This window comes from Niallia sp. FSL W8-0951 (assembly GCF_038006525.1).
Lineage (GTDB): Bacteria > Bacillota > Bacilli > Bacillales > Cytobacillaceae > Niallia > Niallia circulans.
In genome coordinates this window covers 3,941,607-3,965,788 of sequence record NZ_JBBOVK010000001.1, presented here as the reverse complement: position 1 = coordinate 3,965,788, position 24,182 = coordinate 3,941,607, and the positions used below count along the sequence as shown (strand labels likewise).

The window sequence follows — 24,182 nt, the reverse complement described above, 5'->3', positions numbered from 1 at the left end:
GAAGTAGAGCGAAGCCTTATTTAGGTATCGCTCTACTTTTTTTATGTGTATGTATTTTTTGAATGGAGATACTATTGCTGAATAGATGTAATGGAGCGAAAATAGTTTCTGTAAAAAATAATAAAATGCTTGTGGATAAGGTTTTATCGAAAAAGGCTGAGGAATTTCATTAGAGTAGTTGCAGTTTTTAGGTAGAATGATAAGATGGAATGTGGATAACTAATAATAAGGTCAAGAAGAAATATTATCCACAATTATTTATAGAAAAATGAAAACAGCAAGAGGTAAAAGGAGAAGAAGATATGATTTATAGTTGTGCTGAACACGTTGATATAGCAATAGATTCCGTTGTAAATGAGTATGAAACCTTTCCGATTTTAGAACAAATTTCAGAAGAAGAAAAGTTATCAACAACCTGTGAATATTGTAAAAATAATGCCATATATATGGTGGCGAACAAGTGATTCCATACTATATGTGGATTAAAAATGTGGATATGTGGATAAGTATTGTGGATATCTTGTTTGTAAAGTGAGGAAAGCATGTGAATATCTCAATTATTACAGTAGGAAAGTTAAAAGAAAAATATTTAAAGCTTGGAATCGAAGAATATACAAAAAGACTTTCAAGCTATTCTAAAATAGAAATTATAGAAGTGCCAGACGAAAAGGCACCCGAAATCTTAAGCGATGCCGAGATGCTGCAAGTGAAGAAAAAAGAAGGAGAAAGAATCCTTGCCAAAGTTCCAGCTGATGCACACGTTATTGCACTTGCGATAGATGGCAAGCAAAAGTCATCCGAGGAGTTAGCCGACACACTCGATAAGTTAGGTACATATGGGAAGAGCAAAGTGACATTTATTATTGGCGGATCGTTGGGATTAAGCGATGAAGTGTTAAGACGAGCAGATGACAAGTTGTCGTTTAGCAAGATGACATTTCCCCATCAACTGATGAGGTTGATTTTGGTGGAGCAGGTTTATCGGGCTTTTCGGATTATGAGGGGAGAACCGTACCATAAATAGAGGCAAAAAATGATGTAAATAAGGTGGTATTTTGTTGTCGGAAGCGGGTATTGGCTGTGGAAAACCATTTGCATTATCCGTTTCTCGATACAACATGTGGATAAGTGTAAAGGACTTAGAAATATTGACCTCTGAAAAGTCAAAGTCGAGTTCAACTTGATCGACCATTCGTGATTGCCCAATTGGGTGTTTTACTGTAATTTTGTTAAGCAAGAGTTGAAGTAAATGTTTTTGTCTTTCTCTTGATGATTGTTTATAGACTAAAAGGAATTTGTCTAAAAGCTTTTGGATAAGCTCTGGTTGGATTACTTTTGCATCGTTCGAGCTTAATTGCCCAGTGATTTCATTGTGCCTTTGTTCTAACTCTGCTTTTTCTTTAGAGACATGCTGTAATCGTTCTTGCAAGATTGCTATTGGTAAGGTCTTTCGCTCAAATGCTTCCAAGTAACGATTCTGTAGCTCTTGTATTTCAGAAAGGCGATTTTCTACTTGTTTCAATTCATTACTGAGTTGGTTTAAAGATTCTATCGAAGTAGAATTTATAGATTGAAGTGTAGAGAATAACTGTTTTTGGTTGGAAAGGATCTTCTCAATCTTATTAATTACTTCGCATTCTGCTTCATAAGCTTTTATTGAATTTGCTCTACATGCTGATGAACCTTTGTTATGAAAGTTAGAGCAAACATAATAACGATATTTCTTCTTTGTTCCATCCTTTCGTTTATGTGTTGTAATTGCAGGAACCATACCTTGACTACAATCAGGGCAACGTAAAAGACTGCTAAGTAAAAAAGGTTCATTGGATTGCCTTTGTTTAAATGATTTGCTTTTCCGCCTTGCTTGAACCATACTCCATAATTCATCGGAAATAATGGCTTCATGCTGTCCTTCGACAATAATGGGATTAGGGTTTTTACCTCTCCTGCGTTTTGTATCCCAATTTTCTACCTTTAGCCAACTGATTTTACCGTTGTAAGTAATATTATCTAAGATTTGAGCAATACCATTGATGGAGAAAAGGCGATTTCGTTTAGTACGATATCCTGCTTTGTTTAGGTGGTTTGCTATTGCCTTTAAACCTTTACCATTTGCGTATAACTGATAGATTAATTGCACTATCTTTGCCTCTTTTTGATTAATTACAAGTTCTTTTTCAATATTGTCATAACCGAATACAACGCCTCAGTTCCATGAACCTTCTAATGCTCGCTGTTTCATTCCCAATTTAACATTCTCTGCTAATGTGTTACGCTCCATTTCCGCAATGGAAGCCATTAGCTGAACAACTAAACGACCAATTGGACTGCCTGTATCAAAGTTTTCAGAGTAAGAGATGAATTTTACTCCATAATCTTCGAATTTGTCTAATAAAGTGAGAGTATCTAACATATTTCGTGATAGGCGTGAGATCTTCCAAACAAGAACAGCTTGAAATTTATCCTTTTCAACATCTGAAATAAGTTTTTGCATAGCAGGGCGACCGCTAATGTTCTTTCCGCTTATTCCCTCATCTACATATTCCTCTGCAATCTCCCAACCATACAATTGAGTGTATTGACGTAATGTTTGTAGTTGGGCTGATATACTATATCCCTCTGTTGCTTGTTCTTCAGTGCTGACACGACAATAAATAGCAACTCGTTTTATTTCATGCATAAAAATCCTCCCTTCCTTGTAATTTTAATATGAAACACAAAAAAGAGAAGGGATGTTCCCCTTCTCTTAGTTCAATTGATTCAAATATTTTAAATCAAATTTATAGATGATTTCTTTTATAGTTCTATCCTTAGTAGTCTTCCCTGGATTTCCATGAATTTCTTCAATGAGAGAACGAAGCAATTCCTTTTTGTCATCATCTTCAATCATATCGAAAAAGGCTTTTAAATCGTGTAGTGAAGTTGAAATAATATCAGCTAAAAAGGTTTTATTTCTGAGTTTAATGAGGTGCTGTAAATTTTCAATTCGACTTAAAATCGTTTTCTCTTCCTCTTGTAAATCTACCATTTCCTCTTTCAAATCGCTTCTGAAATAATATCTTTCAACTTCCAATTTATAAGTTCTTTTCTCTTTGTTTTTAATTCATCTAACTCGACTTCATACGTCTTTAATTTCATTTCCAATGGCTCTATTTCACTCATGGCGTATGCGTGTAGCATACTGGTTATAGGTTCTATAATGTTGTATTTTTGTAACGCTATAAACACTTGGTTGAATACATGCTCTTCAGCATAATCCTTTTTTACAAGGTTTGAGGAACACGCCTTCCTACCGCTGTTTTTGTTTCTTGAACATTGATAGTATTTGTATTTTGGACTGCTATTTCCTTGTACCATGGCTGAGCCACATTCTGGGCATTTTAGTAAACCCGATAGGGGGAAGCTTCCAGGATGAACTTTCTCTTGTATAAAACTGCTTACTTTCAATATTTCTTGTGTTTTCTTCCATAACTTTAGGTCAACAATGGGGGCATGCTTTCCATCTCTCAGTTCACCACGCCATTTCATTTTTCCAATATAGACGGGATTGCTTAGTATCGTTTTTACGGAAGTAATTGACCAAAAATTATTTTTCTTTGTAGTGACACCCAAAGTGTTTAAGTTAGAAGCGATCTTTTTATAACCCCACTGGTCAATTGCATACTTTTCAAAAATATAATTTACGACCTTTGCTTCTTCAGGGACAATTTTAAGCTTCTTATTCTTCGATGCATATCCATAAATAATGCCTCCATTAAATTCTCCTTCAGAGGCTCTTTTCTCCATACCAGAGTTTGTTCGGAATATGATCATATCTCTTTCTAATTCAGCAACTAATGACATGATTTGATAAAGTATTTTTGCTCTTGGATCTCTTGTATCAATATTGTCAGCTATACAAATAAGATGTTTTTCGGCTTGCGTTAGTCGCTTATAAATATATAAGGATTCTAAATTGTCCCTCGATATACGGTCTGAATCATAAACGACAACGTAATCTATTCCATTTTGTTTATCAAGAACAAATGAGTATAACTCTTTAAACTCAGGTCGATTTTTAAATGATTCAGCCGATTTTGCTCCTTCATCGAAGATGCGAACGAGGGATAAATCATTATTTTTGCAATATTTTTCAATTTCCTCTTTTTGTTTTGCAATAGTATTGTCTAATTGTTTATCGGTACTTACTCGAACATAACCAACAGCACGATAAATCAATCACGCTCCTAATCTGTTTTCCTTAAATTTGTCGTATATAGTAGATTCATATTTGACAATCAGATCGGACAGTAAGTTAAGAAACTTTCGAGCATTATATTTTTCCAGCTCAGGTCCAATCAATAATTGTTCTTCAATTTCTTCATTAAGATTTAAAGTAGGGGATTCTTTCATTGGGGGATCTTCCTTTCGTAGTGGATTTTTGAGGTTATTTAAGGTTAATGACATGAGGAATGAGTCAATAACCTATGTAAAAAAACGAGGGAATATGTTCCGAAAAGAAGCCAGAATGCATCTAAAACAACAAAAAAGACTGCTTTACTTAGATATACAAAAAAACGCAATAAGTAGTTAAGCAAGAGGGCAAAATCCCCCTTGAAACAAATATACCTATTGGATTGTTCATGTATCTAAGTAAAACAGTCTATAATCTATCAAAATATGTTATATAAAAATTTCTATAAACTATAATAAAAAATATTTTGCCTTATGTCAATAGTTAATTGAATGTTGCAACATTTTTTAGAACCAATACCTCGAACCACCTCGAACACAAAACCTATTTATATCAACTTGACTTTTCCTTTATATTGTCAATAGCCCATCTAATTTTGGGGGCAATGAAGGATAAATATAGTGGGGCTGGGAGCAAAAATATAACAATAAACCCTTGATGTATAAAGATTTCCAGCCTCCCAAGGTCAATCTGGAGGTGGTATAAATGATCCATACAATCAAGCTGTATTTCCCCATTGAATACTATGAAGTTATGGACTTGCAAAAAAGGTTTAATATTATTTACACTCAACTGAATGACTACTTTGCTAATTACTACGATGGTAAGTTTAAAGGGGGTACGCTTCAGATTTCAAATAAAGGCAATGGACAGTGGAAGTTATATATGTTCATAGATGCAATTCTCCTTCTTGGTAAGTCTGACATTATGGAGGATAACTATATTTCGTTAGAACAAGAGATAATGAATATTCTTTGGATTCTCTTTAAACATTTTTTGCATTTCAAACATCATATTCTGCAAAGAATTGATTACCGATACGATGTGGTTGTAGAGGAAAAACTCCACAGAGATATACTGCTCCACTTGTATCAGAAGCTTACTAAATCACATAGGTATCAAAAAAAGTATATAGGTAAGCTTGATGCAGAAGGTGTTTTTCAAAAATATGAAACGACTGTTTACCATTCGTCAAAATCGGTACAAGCTGTAGTTTATTCAAAAGAAGAAGAACGATTATTTAAAAAAGAAGAGATACAAGAGTATGAAAAAAACGTACTAAGGTTTGAAGTACGAATTCTACAAGATCATATTAATTATATGGCTCGACAGGACAAAGGGAATTATCGACCGAAGAAATTAAAGGAATATATGAAAGAAGATGTTTATCGAAATTATTTCCGCAAATATATGTCCCCCATTTACCATCCTGGAGAATTTTATAAGATAGAGGAAGCAAGAAAACGTATACGTAACTCCTCCCTCTCTGATTCCAATAAAAATAAACTGATTGAATTTTTAAAACAAGTTTCTTCTCACAGTATAGATACCCCATTAAAATCCATGACAAAAGCCACATTTCGAAACCGTCTGGAAATGTTGAGTCAACTTGGCATCAATCCAATCCCCATTCCAAAAAACTACCCAAAAGCACCAAATACTCTAAGCAATCCCCTCGATAAATTTTTATGGTAAATAAGTTAAGATATTAAAATTTGAATAGAAATACAGTTGATATATGGTTAATAATGGTTATAATAATGATAAGCACGATATTGTGAGTATCGTGTACCATAACTGAACTTGAAGTTCGGTTCGGCAATAAGTAGATCCATGTTAGAACCACTCCGCTTACCAGGCTTCGGGTGGTTCTTTTTATTTAAAAATCAAAACATTTAATTTCAATACAATGGAAGAAATAATAGTTAAAACAATAATAATTGATTAACTTTAAGAAGTGAATGAAAGGCTGATGGTGATGTATAGGTTTAGAACTGTGTCAAACTTAATCGGAGAATTTCAAGAGTTACAAAAACAGCAAATATACTTTGCACACCCTGAACAACTAAATGATCCAATGGAAGGAATGCGTCGATATTTCTGGCAGGGAGACGAAATTGTATGGAGAAATTTGTTAAAACATTATCTTTTATGCTTGGAGCATGTAGTTACAATTGCAAGATTAACTGAAGAAAATGAACAGATAACAAAAGACGACATTCCAATATATAAAAGTTTAGAAAATTTGCCAACAGATTTATATAGGGATCGTATTCAAGAAATCTACGAAGTATTCTTTTCCAATCGTTTTGTTCAATCCTATCTAAGTTTTATCATCAATAATCCATACAAAATTTACTCGGAAGAGCTGTATGTTCACTTAAAATTCTTATTAAGACACGCATTAAATGCTGTTTTTGAAGTAGATGCTAAACATGGATTAATACCAACATCAGAAGATATTAATGATTTAAAAAGTGAAAATGATCAGGCAGATGCTTTCTTTACGATTTGGGGAAAAATGAGTGAGTTACCTGACGGTCAAGAAATGTATGAACATTTAATGAAAGCAGTGCATGAAGTAATGAAAGAGATGGATTTTCAACATATCATTAAATTAAATAGTTCAATTAAAATGCAAAATATATATGTTGAATTTCCACAAATGTATATAGAAGCGATAAAAGCCTTAACTTATCCAGAAGCGTACATAGCTTGCTTTATGGATAATTGTACAAATACTTCTATTTGGGGAACTTATGGGGATAATCATAGGGGAGTTTGTTTAAAGTACAAAATAAAAGACGAAGAAAAACCTACACTAAAATTAAAAACAATTACAGGATTTTCATCATCAGGGAATACATATGGAACAGTAGAATTTCAATTAAAAAAAATGGTTTATTCTAATGAATTTGATGAATTAGACTTCTTTAGAAATATTGGAAGACTACCAGTCGGTCATTTAGAAAGACAATGGTATACAAATGAAAAAGGGGAGCGAAGTATTTGTAGTGAACATTTGTTTTCAAATAAAGAAGAATGGAGGAATAGACACTGGGAGTCCTTCGAAACAGCTTATTTGAAGAAGTTACCTGCTTGGTCACATGAGAGGGAATATCGTATAATCTTGAGTAGTGTTCTTGAAATGTTCAGTGAATCAAAAGATAGACTGCTTGAATACAATTTCGAAGACTTAGAAGCTATTATATTTGGAATTAACACACCAAAAGAAGATAGAATAAAGATTATAGAAATAGTAACTGAGAAGTGTAAAAAAGAAGGTAGAAAACAGTTTGACTTTTACGAAATGGCATATTCAAATATAAAACAGGAAATGGATACGAGAAAAATTCTATCTATAAAATTATGACTTTATCAGGTGGAAAAATATGCGTTAAAAAGAAGTTGGGCGAATTATATTCACTCTACTTCTTTTTAATTTGAGTGTACAAATTCTTAATCTACTACCTAAAATGAAGTTATCAAACCCTTTTCCCAATCTATAATGATAAAGATCTTCTGATCATAAATAAGGATTTCCTGATGGAAAAAGTCAAAGGAGTAGATAGAAATGGGAAAAGGTAGAAAACAATTAAATGATGATTTTGCAAAGTTGCTGAAAAAGCTTCGGTTATCAAAAGGTTATTCATTGCAACAATTAGCAGAACGAAGTAACGTTACGCCTTCCTATTTAAACAGACTTGAGCGTGGTGAACGAAAGACACCTACATTCTCGGTACTTCAACACATTGCAGAAGGACTCGACGTAGACGTAAACGTTCTGGTTGGATTGGATGCAAAGGATACAAATGAACCACTTTCATTGGAAGAAATGTTCTTTACCAATGAAATAGAGTTTGGTGGCAACTAGTTAACTGCAGATCAAAAAGAAGTGTTATTAGACATTTTACAAGAGGCATTAGAGGTAGAATCAACATCAGTTGAACAATTGTTAGATGCCCTGAAGAGAATTGGTGAATTGATTGTTGAATTGAAAGAATTGTGATTCATCAAAAACGGAGCCAATAATGGTTTCCGTTGTACATATGATATATGTATAAGGTATATATAGATTTAATATCGTGGTTATATTCGGTTAGGACAATAACAACAAGAATTATTGTAAAATATATATAAAGTTTATAGATAACATATGCTATTGATACATACTTGATATATTACTACCAAACCTGTTTGACAATTACGAACATTCTCTTTTATAATCTGATAAAAATGAAAGGGTTGGATGGGAAATGAGACGATTACTTATCACCTTCGAAAAGTATATACGAAAAAATTCAGCACTTACCAGAGAAGAAATGGTAGGTGCTTTTTCTTTGTAAAAAATAAATGACAAAAAAATTCGTTGATAATAGAAGGAGTGTAGAAATGAGTAAAAAAGGAAGCAATAAGGAAGCTATTTTCGCCATTTACTTAAAAGACCAATACAAAGGCCGGAAGGAATTATTAGATTTTGAACTATCGAATATCGTGTTAGAACAAAGGCATGCAAATAACAATATTGACTTATCAGCAGTAAGCATTATACGGAAATTGGGCATTTACATGGAGATTCAATTGACTAAAGCCAATAAAAAATATCTGGGTCGAATAAAATCCATGATGATTAGATACCCTGAATCCGTAATTATTTGGGTAGCCCGTTCTTTCGACATATCGTTATTAGAAGATTTAGATGATTGGATGTTAAAACACAATAAGCAGTACATCGACTTTTACGCACTGACTATTTCTGAAGAAGCAATGAAAAAACTGCATAGTTTAAATCAACTGTACAAACTGGATGTTTATAACAAGATGGATGTTCTAAATGACATAAGTAATCTTTTGCATGTGGAATATAAACTGAAAAATTTGCATCCAACCCATTGCGGAGGTGTGGCGATAGAACCTCCAACTTACGATTTCTCCCGACCAGATGATATAAAAAAGGCGCTATTAGAGGTATTGAAAAAGAGAATGCCTTACTTTTTAAACTTTCATTATCGGAAAAAAGCGAACCTCTATGATCATGTGCTTACGATTGGATCTGGTCGAAGTAACATCTCTTATCGCTGTTCAGCAAAAAATGCAAAATCATTGGCATTTGTAGAATTGTATTTCGATTCATCGAGAGAAAAGGAATATGATGAATTTAAGAAGGTGGAGCAAACCATTCGACAAAAAGTACATCCGCATATTTGTTTTGAAAATCGAAGAATCGGTGTTTATTTTCAACCATTGCAAACATATGAAGAAACATTTGAACAAATCGCTGAGATATTTGAGCGATTCATTCAATTCTTTAGTCCATACTTCTATGGCAGAAATGATATAAAGGTTATACGTGAACAGGAAGAAAATAGTACAGAAACCATTCAATCTGCAATTTTAACAAGATTGGATTATTCGTCAAACAGGCTCATTGAAGATTTCATGAAAGAAGAAACTTTCGAAACCGAGGAAAGTTACAGAATACGGCAAGAAGAAGTTGCAGATTACTTTATATATCGTTATTAGAAGAAGAGAACTTTGTGTAAATTACACAAGGTTCTTTTTTTTGATTATTTGTTGATTTAATTTCCATATTGTTATATAGTTTATTTAACATATTTTTAAATATTGTATTTAACAAAAGTGGATGGAGGTGTAACATGTTACTTGGTGATATAGCTGAAATTAAAACAGGAATGGTGTTAACGAGAAAAAAGGCTGAGCTTTCAACAGATGTGAAAGCTACTTATCGACTAATTACATTAAAAAACGTTACTGACAACGGAATATTGAATGATGAGCCGTTTGAAGTGTTTCAAAGTAATGACATGCTAAATCCTTCCCATTTTACAGAAAACGGTGACGTTTTAATAAGATTAAGTTATCCGCATACCGCCATTTATATTAACGAAGCAATGACGGGCTTATTGGTTCCATCATACTTTGCCATTATTACCGTTAATCCAATTAAGTTTTTACCAGAGTATGTAGCCTGGTACTTGAATACTGGTGAGGTTAAAAAGGAGTTAGAACGTTCGCAAGCGGGTTCTCGTATTCCAAGTACAAATAAAACAGCATTAAGTACAATTCCAATAGAAGAAATTCCTCTATCTAAACAACAGGTAATCATTAATCTCTATCATCTACATCAACGGGAAAAAACATTGTATTTACAACTGATTGAGGAAAAGGAAAAGTTGTTCATGGCATTAACAAAGAAAATGATAAAAGGTGAACTAAAGGAGGAATTATCATGAGCGAAAAAGTAACAAAAGACCAAATTAACAGTGTTTTATGGCAAGCGGCCGATACATTTAGAGGAAAAGTCGATTCCAGTACATACAAGGATTATATTCTTACGATGCTGTTTATTAAGTACTTAAGTGATGCTTATAAAGAGCATTTGGAAGAGTATACGAAACGTTATGATGGTGATGAACAACGTATTCAACGTGCGTTATCAAGAGAGCGTTTTGTTTTAGATGAACAGTCTACTTTTGATTACTTGTACAGCAAACGTAATGATGCAGAAATCGGTGAAATTATTAACAAAGCATTAGAACGACTGGAAAACGAAAATACAGGGAAGCTTCGTGGTGTTTTCCGTAACATTGACTTTAACAGTGAAGCCATTCTTGGTAAGGCGAAAGAACGAAATGCGATGCTTCGATCTTTATTAGAAGATTTTAATAAGCTGACGTTAAAACCGTCTGTTGTAGGAAGTGAAGATGTCATTGGTGACGCTTATCAGTATATGATTGAACGTTTCGCTTCTGATGCGGGGAAAAAGGGCGGAGAATTTTACACGCCGTCAATGGCTTCTGAATTGTTAGCACGACTTGTAAAACCACAAGAAAATGACCGTATTTACGATCCAACTTGTGGATCGGGATCACTTCTTATTCGTGTAGCTAATCAAGTACCTAACAAAAAGGTAGCAATTTATGGTCAAGAGCGTAACGGAGCAACTCATTCTTTAGCATTAATGAATATGTATTTGCATGGTATTGATGATGCGAAAATTGAATGGGGAGATACTTTAGCAAATCCACTGCATTTAGAAGAAGGAAAGCTAATGAAGTTCCAAGCGATTGTAGCAAACCCACCATTCTCTCTCGACAAGTGGGCGATGGGCTTTGCAGGTGAAGGAACAAATGACAGCAAGTTTAAAATGGAAGCGAGTTTAGATCCATATCGACGTTTTGAGTGGGGCGTTCCACCATCATCAAAAGGTGATTATGCCTTCGTTCAGCATATGCTCTATTCTTTAGCGGAAAACGGTCGTATGGCAACAATCCTTCCGCATGGTGTTCTTTTCCGAGGAGCAAGTGAAGGCAAAATTCGTCAGCAAATAATAGAAATGAATTTGCTGGATGCGGTGATTGGTTTACCAGAAGGGCTGTTCTATGGAACAGGAATTCCTGCGTGTATTCTTGTGTTTAAGAAGAATCGTACTCGTAAAGATGTTCTTTTCATTGATGCATCTGGAGAAGGGAACTACGAAAAAGGGAAAAATCAAAATCAGTTAAGAGAACAAGACATCGCCAAAATAGTAGACACATATGAAAAACGAGAAACGATTGATAAATACTCATATGTTGCCACTGTAGATGAAATAAAAGAAAACGACTATAACTTAAACATTCCTCGCTACGTAGACACATTTGAAGAAGAAGAGCCTGTTGATATGGATGCTGTGAAAGAGAATATAGCAAACATTAAACAAGAACTACAAGAAGTGGAAGCAGAGATGGAAAAGTATTTAAAGGAGTTAGGGCTTTAATCATAAGGACACGACCATTTTTCCTAAGCGAGAAGAATGGTTGAAAGTCTTTTGAAATAGAAGGAATAGGGGTGGAGAGATGGAAACTAATACAGGCTTTCTAATGTATCAAACTGAAAATGGTGATACAAAAATCCAGGTACGTTTAGAAGGAGAGACAGTCTGGATGACACAAAAGACAATGGCGGAGCTGTTTCAAAAGGGTGTTCCAACTATTAATGAACATATAAAGAATATTTATGCTGAAGGCGAATTAAAAGAGGAAGCAACTATTCGGAAAAACCGAATAGTTCAAGTTGAGGGTTCTCGGGAAGTAGAACGAGAAGTAACTTTTTACAACCTTGAGGTTATTATTGCGGTAGGCTATCGTGTACGTTCGCATCGTGGAACACAATTTCGTCAATGGGCAACAGAGCGATTGAATGAATATATGGTAAAAGGATTTACGATGGATGATGAACGACTAAAAGAAATGCGTAACATTGGTGCAGATTATTTTGATGAATTACTTGAACGTATACGTGATATTCGTGCTTCTGAAAGACGATTTTATCACAAAATTACAGATATTTATGCAACATCCATTGATTACAATCCAAGTACACCAATTGCAAGAGAGTTCTTTGCAACCGTTCAGAATAAGCTACACTTTGCCATTCATGGGCATACAGCTTCCGAATTAATTATGAAGCGAGCAGACGCTTCCAAACCCAATATGGGGTTAACAAGCTGGAAAGGCGACAAAGTACGTAAACAAGATGCCGTTGTTGCAAAAAACTATTTAACACAAGAAGAATTAAGTGATTTAAACCGTATCGTGACAATGTACTTAGACTACGCAGAAACTCAAGCAAAAAGGAAAAAGCCAATGTACATGAAGGACTGGGCAGAAAAGTTAGATGCATTTTTAGAGTTCAATGAGCATGAAATTTTAACTAACGCTGGGAGAATTAGAGCAAAAGTAGCAGAGCAATTTGCAAATGAACAATATGAAGTCTTCCATCAACAGCGATTAGCTGAACCAAAAAGAGATGATTTTGATGAATTTTTGGAGCAAAGGAAGCAGTTGGACAGTGAAAAATAGAAAGGACAATAGGTGAAAATTAATGAAAGCATTAAAGCAACACAAATGGAATGATGGTAACCTTAGTGACATTGCTAACATTACTATGGGACAGTCTCCTCCAGGAAGTTCATATAATGATACCAAGGATGGAATTGGTTTAATCAATGGTCCAACAGAATTTACGAATAAATACCCAGTTGTAAAACAATGGACAACAAAACCTACAAAACTTTGTAAAACTGGAGATATATTATTGTGTGTAAGAGGAAGTTCAACAGGTCGGATGAATATAGCTGATGGTGAATATTGCATTGGTCGAGGAGTAGCTTCTGTTAGAGCTAAAAAAGAAAAAGCCGAAACAAGTTTTATTTATTACACATTGAACTATAAAGTAAATCAGTTGTTACAAAAGACTGCGGGTTCTACTTTCCCAAATTTAAGTAGTAATGAACTAAAGGAAATGATTGTGGGAATTCCACCATTTATAGAACAACAAAAAATCGCCTCCATCCTTTCCACTTGGGACAAGGCAATTGAGCTAAAAGAAAAGCTAATCGAGCAGAAAAAAGAACAGAAAAAAGGGTTAATGCAGAAGTTATTGATGGGTGAAGTGAGATTGCCTGGGTTTAGTGCCAAATGGGAAAAGAAAAAAATCGGGGAACTATTAGAAGAAAGCAAGGTAATTGCAAAAAATCCGCAATTAGATAAAAGGATTACTGTGCGATTAAATTTGAAAGGTGTTTGTAAAAGAGAAACATCTACTGTAGAAATAGAGGGAGCAACTACACAATATATCAGAAAAGAAGGCCAATTTATTTATGGGAAACAGAATCTACATAAAGGGGCATTTGGATTGATTCCAAAAGAGTTAAATGGATTCCAATCTTCATCTGATATACCCTGTTTTGATTTTAAAGAAGGTGTAGATGGTCTCTGGTTCTATTATTATTTTTCAAGAGAAAGCTTCTATACGAACTTAGAAAATATCTCAAGTGGAACAGGTTCTAAACGCATCCAACCTAAGGAATTATACAAGTTAACAATTAAACTCCCATCACTTGAGGAACAACAAAAACAATCAAAAATTTTAGAATGTAGTGATAAAGAAATTTATTTGTTAGAGAAAGAATTAGAGACATACAGAAAACAAAAACAAGGCCTCATGCAACTTCTTCTAACAGGGAAAGTCCGAGTAAAGGTGTAATTTCCTTTGCTCCTTATCCGTTATTCTTACCGATGGAGGTGGAAAAATGTCTATTCCGCTAAGTTATGATGAACGTTACATTAGTCAACAACCTGCTATCGAGGTATTGCAAGGCTTAGGTTATGAGTACATAGAGGCTGAACGAGCTGAGGCAATGCGTGACAATCTCTATAGTGTTTTGCTGAAAACGGTATTGGAAACGAAACTGAAAGAGTTAAACTCCTATCAGTATAAAGGTGTCACGTATAAGTTCAGTGATACAAATATTGAACAAGCGATACGTGATTTGGATGAGCCACTAACAAACGGGCTTGTGAAAGCAAATGAAAGTATTTATGAAACATTGATGTTGGGCAGAACTTACACTGAATTTCTGCCCGATGGTTCGAAGAAGTCGTTCACCATTCAATTTATTGATTGGGAAAATGTTGAGAACAATGTCTTTCATATCGTAGAGGAGTTTTCTGTCGAGCGTGTAGACGGCAGAAGTACGGTTCGCCCAGATATTGTGTTATTTGTAAATGGTATACCCTTTGCAGTTATTGAATGTAAAAAGGCTTCGATTTCAATGGAACAAGGAATCAGTCAAATGATTCGTAATCAGAAAAATAACTACGTTCCTCAACTGTTTAAGTATGTGCAGATGGTCATGGCAACGAATAAAAATGAAACGAAGTATGCAACCTGTGGAACACCGAAGAAATTTTGGTCAGTGTGGAAAGAAGAACATGAAGCATGGTTAGATTATTGGTTAGATCAAACCGTTGCAAAGCGATTGCCAACGATGCAAGACAAAAACATAATTTCCTTGTTTCACCCAGAACGTCTTCTTGAATTGACTTGTTTCTTTACACTGTTTGATAAAGATATAAAAAAGGTGACTCGATATCAGCAATATTTTGCGATTAAAGAGATATTGAAAACAATCCAAGGGCGGGATGAAAACGGTAATCGACAGAGCGGGGTCATCTGGCACACGCAAGGTAGTGGTAAATCGCTCACAATGGTGATGCTTGCCCGTTATATTTTATCAGAGTTAAATGACTACCATCCACAAATTGTTGTTGTTACAGATCGTGTGGAACTGGATAAACAAATTCACAAAACGTTTAATCATACAAGGTTAAAAGCAAGTAGAGCAACATCTGGCAGTCATTTAGTTTCGCTTATTAATGACGGAAATGCTGATATCGTCACGACATTAGTCCATAAGTTCGATACGGCTTCTACGAAACAAAAGCCAATTGAATCAAGGGACATCTTTGTGCTTGTCGATGAGTCGCACCGCACCCAGTATGGGGAATTGCATATTAAAATGAAAAAGGTATTCCCAAATGCATGTTATCTCGGTTTTACAGGAACGCCTTTAATGAAAAAAGAGAAAAGTACGATGATTAAGTTCGGCAAGCTCATCCATAAGTACACGATTGCCGATGGAGTAAAAGATCGGGCGATTGTCCCTTTGCTGTATGAAGGGAAAATGGTCGATCAAACAGTTAACAAAACAGCGATAGATAACCGATTGTCGATGATTACCCGTCATCTGAATGATAAGCAGAAAGACGAAGTAATGAAAAAATGGAGTCATTTCGAAAGAATTGCTTCATCTGATCAACGCATTAGTATGATTGCTTTTGATATTAACGAGCATTTTTATCGAAATTATAAGACGCAAGGTTCCCAGTTTAAAGCGATGCTTGCCACAAATAGTAAGATGGAAGCCATTCGATATTTAGAAGCGTTTGAAGAACTTGGAGATTTAAACTGTGCTGTTGTCATCTCTCCACCCGATCAACGAGAAGGTCATGAATCAATTGATGAAGAATCAAATGATAAAATCCAACGGTTCTGGCAACGAATGATGAATCGTTATTCGACAGCAGAAGACTATGAAGATGCTATAAAAGATGAGTTTATTCATGGCGATGATATTGATTTACTTATAGTAGTCGATAAACTACTAACAGGTTTTGATGCCCCTCGTGCGTCGATTTTATATATTGATAAACCAATGAAGGAACATACCCTATTGCAAGCTATTGCCAGGGTGAATCGTTTATACGAAGGAAAAGATTATGGCTTAATTATTGATTATCGTGGGCTGTTATCTAAGTTAGATGAAGCCTTGGAGATGTATTCAGGAGCAGGCTTAGAAAATTTCGATCCAACAGATTTACAAGGTGCAATCCACGATGTTATTAGTGTAATTGGTTCACTTAGACAGCACCATTCTGACTTAATACAACTCTTCTCTTCTATTAAAAACAAACAAGATGTCGAAGAGTATGAGGTGTTGTTAGAAGACGAAGAAAAACGAGAAGTCTTTTATAACATATTGAGTCAATTTGGTCGTAACCTTGGCATTGCATTGGAATCCGAACGAATCTATAATGCACTACAACCAGAAGAACTTGCCACATACAAAAAGGACTTAAAATTTTTCCAAGAGCTACGGAAAAGTGTAAAATTACGTTATTCCGATACGATTGACCATAAAGAGTATGAGGCAAAAATGCAAAAGCTTATGGATCAATACATCTCTGCTGAGCAAGTCATTCGTATTACGAATCCAGTCGATATTCTAAACGAAAAAGCATTTGAAGAGGAATTGGAGCGTTTAGAATCTAAACGTGCAAAAGCGGATGCAATTAGAACACGTTTAACGAAGAGCGTTCATGCGAAGTGGGATGAAAACCCTTCTTACTATAAGAAATTTTCCGAACGAATCCAAGAAGCAATTCAGGAATATAAGGATAAACGCATTTCAGAAGCGGAATATCTGAACAAGATGAAAGAAATTATGAAAGATTACCGAAATGGTGAGTCAAGAGAAGACTATCCGAGTGTTATTAAAGAAAACCCACACGCTCAAGCTTTTTACGGTGTTACGAAGGATATCTTAACTGAAACAAAGGAAACTCCTGCAAGTTATGGGGAGAATCTTCTGGGAGAGTTAGCCTTGAAGATGGATGAAATTATTAATCAGCACCAAAAGGTTGATTGGCACAACAATCTTCAAATCCATAATCGCATCGCACAAGACTTGGATGATCTTTTATATGATTTCTCTAAAGAACATGGTGTTGAGCTGGATTATGATACGATTGATAAATTAATTGAACAAATAAAAACGGTAGCGATTCGACGTTACTAAGGGTTGTGAACAGCATGGAAAGACATCAAATCCACTATGGTAACAAATGTATTGATTTTATGCTTGAACGTAAAAATGTTAAGAATGTGAATTTAAACATTAAGCCTGATATGACTATTCAAGTATCAGCAAATGATCAAGTACCGATTGATTTTATTTATGAATTTGTGAAAAGCAAAGGTGCTTGGATTGTAAAGAATGTGAAAACCTTCGAAGACGTATTGCCTCATAAACAGAGTGAGCGAGAGTATGTAAACGGGGAGTCTTTTCGCTATTTGGGGAAGCAATACCGCTTGCGTGTCGAAAAAACAGAAGACGAAGAAATGGTTAAGTATTTTCGAGGGTTTATTTACTTATATGTGCAAAACCCACAAAGCTATCAGCGGAAAGAGAAGTTGATGGATGGATGGTATCGGGGAAAAGCTCAGAAAATATTTCAGGAATCACTCGATAAAATGAGCTTGTTAATGCAGAAATATGGCGTAGAAAAACCTTCTTTAGATTTACGCTTGATGAAGGCACGATGGGGTTCAGCGTTAATTGAAAAGAACACCATACTTCTTAATACTGAATTAATTAAAGCTCCAAAACATTGTATTGACTATGTTGTTCTCCATGAACTCATTCACTTTAAATACAATGACCATAGCGATAGCTTCTATAACATGTTGTATACTCTCATGCCTGATTGGGAAAAACGAAAAACTATACTTGATGAAGAGATTGTTCAAGAACTTTAACAACATGAACTAACAACCAGATAAGAAGGAAAGACAGTTTCTAATTGGATTAGAGCTGTCTTTTTTAATGAAAAGGATGTAATTATGGCAGTCCTTTATCAAGTGCTAATAATGGAACTGCCTTGTCTTTTTTACATTATTATTTGTTGGAGTATTTGTCTGTGAAATCAAGAAGAAGTTGGGCAATAATATCTTGGATTTTCAAGTGGGGGAAGTCGTTTTCACAAGTAGAAACAAAGTTTTGATAGAGGTCGTCTGGCATACGGAAGTTTTTACTGGAGATTTTTGAAGTAGATCGGAATATACGCTTGTCAATAATGAAGTCGTCATTGTGTTTATATCTTTCTATTATGCTTTTCAAAAGGGGAAAATTCGTTTTAATATAATCCATTTCGGAATCACTTTGGTTAGATATAGTAGATATCTGTCCTTCATCACGAACAAATTTATAATACTGATTTTCCCGTTTAATATAAACATAATCGTCTTCTTGCATCAGTTTCGTAAAGGTAGAATAGTTCATTTCAAGTGTATCCGCTACTTTTTGCAAATCAAAACCTTCTCTTTTTAACAACTCGTTTACGATGGCTACACGATTTTTGCTATCTGTTGTTTGGAATTTGTCCTTGTTCATCTATACACCTCCTTTGCAATTGTTTTTATATTATAGATGTATGAGTTATTTTAATTTCGTAATTATATAAAGAAATTTTGAAAGGGGGCTTGCAGTTGGAAAAAAATTTGTTTTTACGACAACTTGCAGAGAATGGATATAACGTCATATATGGAGCTAAAAAGCATTTTTCGACCTATGATACAGTTGTAAAAATGCCAGGGAGAATAGCCTTTATTACACTTGCTATTGGTATTTGGCAAATATATAAACCAAGTTTCCCGTATAATACAGAAATTTCCTTACTTTTAATAATCGCAAGCATCATTGCTTTAACCATTAGTCAATACAACAGTGAAAAAGATAGATATAGAGAAGTTGGAAATAGGTTAATACAGATTCATAATGAACTTCGAGAAATCTATTATCAGGCTAAAAGTTCAGAACAAGAGAGCTTTAGCAATGAATCGAACGAAGCAATACGACTGAATGAGTTAATGGGAGAGTTCTACCAAATAAGCATCTCAAAACAGATATTCCTGAGTGACTGGGTTGCTCATTATAAGCTTTTTTTTCAAAGTCAGTATGAATGGATAGATGAGCAAAAAAAATTCACTTGGAAGGACAAAATTCCTATTTCCTTCAGAATAGCAGTAATTGGTTTCATTGCGTTAATCATACTATTAATCATTGTTTTATAGGGGGATTATATGTTAGGAGAAAAGTTTGAGGAATTTGTCGATGGATTACAAATAGAATCAATAGAAGAAGAAACGAAAAGGGTAAAGGAAATTACCAAAAGGTTAAATAAATCATTTCGAGACTTAGATAATGAGGAGATAGAAAACAGTCATATAGTAGGTTCTTTAGGAAGGGATACAGCAATAAAAACATTTAGCGATGTTGACATGCTTTATGTACTACCAAAGGAACTAAAAAAACAATACGACGAATACGAGGGAAATGGTCAATCGAAACTATTGCAGAAGGTTAAACAGGAAATTAAGAAACGTTACCCAAAAACAATAGTTAGAGGCGATGGACAAGTTGTTGTCGTAAGTTTTGAAAGTATAAACAAAACAGTTGAAGTATGTCCATGCTTTGAGAGAACGGATGGGGCATATGATTTTCCCGATTCAAATAATGGGGGGTCTTGGAAGAAAACAGACCCCATGCCAGAAATTGATGAGAGTATAAAAGTTATAGACGAGACGAACTCGAATTATAAATATGTTTGTAATTTAGTTAGAGCTTGGAAGAATAAAAAGGGGTTTAAATTTGGTGGGTTATTAATAGATACATTAGTTTATAATTTCTTCGATGAAAATGATAACTATAAAGATTCGACTTTTGATGATTACCTTTCTTTGTTAAAGGATCTCTTCTATTATTTGAAAACTCGAAATAAGGATCAAAAGTATTGGTTCGCTTTGGGTAGTAATCAAAAGGTTTATAACAAAGGAGGAGCGTTCGTTAATCAAGCCAAAAAGCATATGAAAAAATCAATGATAAGACAGAAGACAGCGAAGATTTATATGATACATTACAGGACATTTTTGGAAAAGTGTTTCCTGTACCTGAAGAAATTCAAGAGAGTAGTGTGATTGAAAAGAGTGCATTATTTGGTAGAAATGTTCGACAAACAGAAGAATTTATTGAACATAAGTTTGATGTTGACATTCGTTATCATCTAAAAATTGACTGTATAGTAAAACAAGATGGATTTAGAAATAAGTTTCTAAGAAACATATTACGTGATAAGTTACCGTTAAAGGCAAATAAGAGCTTAGAATTTTTCATAACTGAAAATGAATTTGAAACATTGTCTAAAGATGATGAAGATAATCTTTATTATGAAGTGTATTGGAAAGTTCTTAATCGTGGAGAGGAAGCAATTAGAAGAGACTGTATAAGAGGACAAATTGTAAGAGACAAGGGTACACACAAGAAATTTGAGTCTACTAACTTTAAAGGCGAACATTACGTAGAATGCTATATTGTTTATAAAAATGTTTGCGTTGCTAAGGATAGGATAAAGGTTCCTATATCGACAATTAATTGATGATTGAGGAATGTGCAATTAATTGTATTTGTGCATTCCTTTAAAAAATGAAATAAAAGATAAACGATAGAAAAGTAACTTTTATGGAAAATAGGGGGTCGCTGATGACTTTAATAGAGAGTTGGAGCAAGGAATATCTCGAAATGGATGCAAGCTATGAAAATCATATTAATAAATTTGTGCATTTTATTAAACAGATAAATAAAGCTGATAAGCCAACAAAAATCAATATTAATGATGTAGAAGATTGTATAGGTTATTACAATGAATTGGGACAAATTAATACGGTAAGTTCTATGGAAAATCATTTAGAAAGCATTAAATCATTTTATAAATTTCTTGTTAGTAAAGCATGGACAACCGATATATTTGTTGAATTGTATGATTATCAGGGCTATAAGAAATATTTAACAGATAAGTTTAACTTAGAGGAAACAAAAGAAAGAGAATTTTTTGATCAGGATGTTATAAAAAAAATTATCAGTTGTTTAGATGATTATTTTGCTTCAAGAATTTTAGCAGACTTATCAGGTCAAAAAAGAAAACGATATATGAGCTATGTTTCATTAATGCTATTCATTAAACTTACCTTAATTGCACCTGCTAAAAGAGCTATTATATGTAATATAAAAAAAGCGGATTTTTCAACAGATTATAGAACACTTACTATAAATGATGTGCAAATAAATATACCAAATGGTTTAAGAAAAGAGATCATCATAAATATTAAATTGACGGAAAAGCTTAAGGATAAAAAAATGGATAATTCTGACCGACTATTTTATTTCTTGAATGAAAGTTCATTCCGACCAGAGGATTTGAATTCATGGTTTTATAATTTATTAAGGGAATTTAATATTATTGATATATCAGAAGATAAATCTACTTATCCTGTTGAAACTATTAGAAACTCTGTAATTGTGGAATTAATTTTAAAAGGATTCGATTTGGCCCTTATCTCTAAAGTGAGTGGAGTTTCTATTTCAACCTTAGAAAATAGATATTACAAGGTTAAATCTTATGAATCTGAGGAGTTAAATAAATTAATAAATGAAGGAATAGCTGGGATTCCATATTATAGCTATATATAAATAATAGAGGCTAACAATATTTTAGTCAAAATGAAAACAGCCTTGGGATAGACCTTCCCAAAGCTTTTTTTTGCCTCTTAAATCACCACGGAGAACCGTACCACAAGTAAATAAGCTAAGCAAAAATAAAAACAGCACCCTCTATTTTTAAGGGGTGCTGCTTTACCAACGTTAATATTCGCCTTTAATAACAAAAAACGAGCCTCGGATTGTTCCAGCTAACTTAGATTTCTGCCTAGCAAACTTAAATTTCCCTTCTAATTCCTTTGGTACTTCCATCCCATCTGAAAGCTTAAAACCAACGGCGCGCTTTTTCGGGTCATCTACTGTATACAGAACGTTAATTGCAAGACCATCCTCATAAAAGACGTAGGTCCATTTGATATTTTCTACTTGAAAGGTTGAAGTTTCTAAAGGCTTAGCTGCAAATTCAATACCACGTTCTTCTTTTAAAATTCGGTTTACATAATCTAGGGTCTCACAGGACTCATTAGCTGGTACAACCGTAAATTCATGCTTATATTTGTTCATAAAGTAACGAGCCTCGTTAGCTCGTAAGCCAGCAAGTGCTTCTGCTATAGGTGAAGATTCTAAACCAATCGTAGACACATTTTTAAAATCAACGATATAGGCCATTTCTATCCCTCCATATCCTTCTTATTTCCTTACAACAGGAATCCACATCTCACCAAGTAATAAGCCGTTTCGCTGTCCCATTTCTACCACTGTATTTGGTCCACCAACATAGGCGAAATTCTTAGCTTCAGGCAAGATTTGACCAAATGCAATGCCAGTAAGCATATTCTGCAATTCATCAGTGCTCTTACTTTCCCCTTTAACTACTAAGTATTCTCCTTTAGGAAATTGAATCATTCTGTCCGCTTCTGGTAATGATTGCTCTGTCATGACCCCGACATAATGCATCATCTTGTTGTTTACTGCTTCGTTTACGATAAAAATATAGTCATTTGTGGCAATGGCTTTTAAGGTGTCAAGCTTTCCTTCTTGTTTGACTGCTTGCCAAAAGTCCGCTTTTTCCTTTGTTATGCCCGCATAGTCTGTGTAATCACTCTTAAGTTCAGTTCCAATCCCTAAAACGATAAAGCTGTCTTTTTCTTCTAGCATATAATCTGCCATATTCAACACTTCCTCTTTAAAAAATTAATCAAATGATTTTTCTTTTCACTTGATAGATATATAATAAACTTAAACCATGTCAAAAAATGATACTGTTTAGGGGGACGGGATGAAAAAGGTTGAACGAATTAATACCATTATGCGGTATATTAACAACCGCGCCAACTTTACAATTTCTGAAATCATGAGAGAATTTAACATCTCTCGTTCGACAGCAATTAGAGACATCAGAGAAATTGAAGCTATGGGGATGCCACTTGTCGCAGAAGTCGGAAGGGACGGGGGATATTTTGTTATGAACAACTCTGTCCTGCCAACTGTTCGTTTTACCGATAATGAGATTAAAGCTCTTTTTATTGCCTTTATGGCCACGAGAAACCAACAACTACCATATTTAAAGAGTCGCCAGTCTTTAGCTGAAAAATTACTAGGACTCATCTCGGAAACCCAGCAAGATGACCTTGTTCTTTTAAATCGCATCTTGCTATTTGAAGGGACCAACCCGAATAATCCTGATCTGCTTGATTTGTCAGATCTTCCTCATCCCATGTTAGAAAAATTAATCCAATTACTTATTATGGATAGATATTTACTAATTAGTATTAGAGAGGAGAAAGTCATAAAGTCCTATCCTGTTTACCTCTTGAACCTTTATCGTGAAAAAAGCCTGTGGCTGATTGAAGGCTTTGATTTAAAGGAAGAGAAGAAACGGATTTTGCCTGTCGACAATCTCACAGATGTAGAACCATGCACTACCAATAATAGATTAAGTAGGAAAAAGATTTTAGAAAAACTAAGTAAGCAGGAGGAAGTAATCAATCTTGTCCTTGAACTTGGTCCAAAGGCAATTGCACAGTATAAGAAATACCATCCGTTAAGAATGTCCATTTCTTATACGAATCCTTACCAAACTACAGCCATTCTAAAGACCTTTATTAATGTTAATCATTCCGAAGAATTAACGGAAATAACAAGTTGGCTATTATTCCTAGGTGAGGATATCAAGGTCAGGGAAATGCCTGTAGAAATCTTGGAAGGTTTACAAAAGAGACTACTCCTATACTGTCCATAATCAATGCTTGTTAGACCCCATTTATATAC

General features: G+C 34.4%; 22 protein-coding genes and 2 pseudogenes. 16 read left to right on the top strand and 8 right to left on the bottom strand.

Annotated features, from left to right (window positions below; genetic code table 11):
- The first annotated feature begins 302 nt into the window (after positions 1–302).
- Both NSS71_RS19300 and rlmH read left to right on the top strand, forming a co-directional pair.
- On the top strand, positions 303–464 hold the full coding sequence (locus NSS71_RS19300) for a CxxH/CxxC protein (protein WP_016201499.1): 162 nt from the start codon (positions 303–305) through the stop codon (positions 462–464).
- Positions 465–544: 80 nt separating this feature from the next.
- Positions 545–1,024: a 23S rRNA (pseudouridine(1915)-N(3))-methyltransferase RlmH gene (rlmH, locus tag NSS71_RS19295; RefSeq protein ID WP_095321884.1), complete on the top strand. Its 480-nt coding sequence runs from the start codon at positions 545–547 to the stop codon at positions 1,022–1,024.
- A 603-nt stretch (positions 1,025–1,627) separates the two neighbouring features.
- Here the strand turns inward: rlmH and NSS71_RS19290 are convergent.
- The 5 genes and pseudogenes from NSS71_RS19290 to NSS71_RS19270 all read right to left on the bottom strand — a co-directional run.
- A pseudogene (locus tag NSS71_RS19290) lies at positions 1,628–2,143 on the bottom strand (recombinase family protein); the annotation flags it as partial.
- 63 nt (positions 2,144–2,206) lie between these two features.
- A complete protein-coding gene (locus NSS71_RS19285) occupies positions 2,207–2,680 on the bottom strand; it encodes a recombinase family protein (RefSeq protein ID WP_341151945.1) in 474 nt (157 codons plus the stop codon).
- A 66-nt stretch (positions 2,681–2,746) separates the two neighbouring features.
- Entirely contained in the window at positions 2,747–3,028 is a 282-nt protein-coding gene (locus tag NSS71_RS19280; RefSeq protein WP_341151944.1) for a hypothetical protein, read from the bottom strand.
- 8 nt (positions 3,029–3,036) lie between these two features.
- Positions 3,037–4,218: a recombinase family protein gene (locus tag NSS71_RS19275; RefSeq protein ID WP_341151943.1), complete on the bottom strand. Its 1,182-nt coding sequence runs from the start codon at positions 4,216–4,218 to the stop codon at positions 3,037–3,039.
- Positions 4,219–4,392: a hypothetical protein gene (locus tag NSS71_RS19270; RefSeq protein ID WP_341151942.1), complete on the bottom strand. Its 174-nt coding sequence runs from the start codon at positions 4,390–4,392 to the stop codon at positions 4,219–4,221.
- 547 nt (positions 4,393–4,939) lie between these two features.
- On the opposite strand from NSS71_RS19270, the gene NSS71_RS19265 reads away from it, so the two are divergent.
- The 10 genes from NSS71_RS19265 to NSS71_RS19220 all read left to right on the top strand — a co-directional run bounded on the left by NSS71_RS19265 (position 4,940) and on the right by NSS71_RS19220 (position 18,178).
- Positions 4,940–5,929 (top strand): phage/plasmid replication domain-containing protein, encoded by a 990-nt coding sequence (locus NSS71_RS19265; RefSeq protein WP_341151941.1) that lies wholly within the window; start codon positions 4,940–4,942, stop codon positions 5,927–5,929.
- Positions 5,930–6,212: 283 nt separating this feature from the next.
- Entirely contained in the window at positions 6,213–7,607 is a 1,395-nt protein-coding gene (locus NSS71_RS19260; RefSeq protein WP_341151940.1) for a DUF2971 domain-containing protein, read from the top strand.
- A gap of 201 nt (positions 7,608–7,808) precedes the next feature.
- Complete coding sequence (locus NSS71_RS19255; protein WP_341151939.1) at positions 7,809–8,108, top strand: helix-turn-helix domain-containing protein; 300 nt, start codon at positions 7,809–7,811, stop codon at positions 8,106–8,108.
- A gap of 518 nt (positions 8,109–8,626) precedes the next feature.
- The gene (locus NSS71_RS19250; protein WP_341151938.1) at positions 8,627–9,757 is read left to right on the top strand and encodes a hypothetical protein; all 1,131 of its coding nucleotides are present in this window, start codon (positions 8,627–8,629) and stop codon (positions 9,755–9,757) included.
- 134 nt (positions 9,758–9,891) lie between these two features.
- Entirely contained in the window at positions 9,892–10,488 is a 597-nt protein-coding gene (locus tag NSS71_RS19245) for a restriction endonuclease subunit S (RefSeq protein ID WP_341151937.1), read from the top strand.
- A complete protein-coding gene (locus NSS71_RS19240; RefSeq protein ID WP_341151936.1) occupies positions 10,485–12,014 on the top strand; it encodes a type I restriction-modification system subunit M in 1,530 nt (509 codons plus the stop codon). Before NSS71_RS19245 ends, NSS71_RS19240 begins: the two co-directional genes overlap by 4 nt.
- A 79-nt stretch (positions 12,015–12,093) precedes the next feature.
- Positions 12,094–13,098 (top strand): virulence RhuM family protein, encoded by a 1,005-nt coding sequence (locus NSS71_RS19235; protein WP_341151935.1) that lies wholly within the window; start codon positions 12,094–12,096, stop codon positions 13,096–13,098.
- 22 nt (positions 13,099–13,120) lie between these two features.
- The gene (locus NSS71_RS19230; RefSeq protein ID WP_341151934.1) at positions 13,121–14,284 is read left to right on the top strand and encodes a restriction endonuclease subunit S; all 1,164 of its coding nucleotides are present in this window, start codon (positions 13,121–13,123) and stop codon (positions 14,282–14,284) included.
- A gap of 46 nt (positions 14,285–14,330) precedes the next feature.
- Positions 14,331–17,438 carry a type I restriction endonuclease subunit R gene (locus NSS71_RS19225; RefSeq protein WP_341151933.1) on the top strand — a complete coding sequence of 1,036 codons (3,108 nt, stop codon included), beginning with the start codon at positions 14,331–14,333 and terminating at the stop codon, positions 17,436–17,438.
- 14 nt (positions 17,439–17,452) lie between these two features.
- Positions 17,453–18,178, top strand: a complete 726-nt coding sequence (locus NSS71_RS19220) for a YgjP family zinc-dependent metalloprotease (protein WP_341151932.1) — start codon at positions 17,453–17,455, stop codon at positions 18,176–18,178.
- A 139-nt stretch (positions 18,179–18,317) separates the two neighbouring features.
- On the opposite strand, the gene NSS71_RS19215 is transcribed toward NSS71_RS19220, so the two are convergent.
- Complete coding sequence (locus NSS71_RS19215; RefSeq protein WP_341151931.1) at positions 18,318–18,812, bottom strand: hypothetical protein; 495 nt, start codon at positions 18,810–18,812, stop codon at positions 18,318–18,320.
- Between the two features lie 95 nt (positions 18,813–18,907).
- Here NSS71_RS19215 and NSS71_RS19210 point away from each other — a divergent pair, with 95 nt between their 5' ends.
- The 3 genes and pseudogenes from NSS71_RS19210 (at position 18,908) to NSS71_RS19195 (ending at position 21,944) form a co-directional block, all read left to right on the top strand.
- Positions 18,908–19,492 carry an SLATT domain-containing protein gene (locus NSS71_RS19210; RefSeq protein ID WP_341151930.1) on the top strand — a complete coding sequence of 195 codons (585 nt, stop codon included), beginning with the start codon at positions 18,908–18,910 and terminating at the stop codon, positions 19,490–19,492.
- Positions 19,493–19,501: 9 nt separating this feature from the next.
- Positions 19,502–20,853: pseudogene (locus NSS71_RS19205) on the top strand (nucleotide-binding domain-containing protein).
- Between the two features lie 104 nt (positions 20,854–20,957).
- Complete coding sequence (locus tag NSS71_RS19195) at positions 20,958–21,944, top strand: integrase (RefSeq protein WP_341151927.1); 987 nt, start codon at positions 20,958–20,960, stop codon at positions 21,942–21,944.
- Between the two features lie 171 nt (positions 21,945–22,115).
- On the opposite strand, the gene NSS71_RS19190 is transcribed toward NSS71_RS19195, so the two are convergent.
- On the bottom strand, positions 22,116–22,580 hold the full coding sequence (locus NSS71_RS19190) for a phage tail protein (RefSeq protein ID WP_095321897.1): 465 nt from the start codon (positions 22,578–22,580) through the stop codon (positions 22,116–22,118).
- A 21-nt stretch (positions 22,581–22,601) separates the two neighbouring features.
- A complete protein-coding gene (locus NSS71_RS19185; RefSeq protein WP_095321899.1) occupies positions 22,602–23,081 on the bottom strand; it encodes a GyrI-like domain-containing protein in 480 nt (159 codons plus the stop codon).
- A 109-nt stretch (positions 23,082–23,190) separates the two neighbouring features.
- On the opposite strand from NSS71_RS19185, the gene NSS71_RS19180 reads away from it, so the two are divergent.
- Positions 23,191–24,153, top strand: a complete 963-nt coding sequence (locus tag NSS71_RS19180) for a helix-turn-helix transcriptional regulator (RefSeq protein ID WP_341151926.1) — start codon at positions 23,191–23,193, stop codon at positions 24,151–24,153.
- Positions 24,154–24,182: the final 29 nt, after the last annotated feature.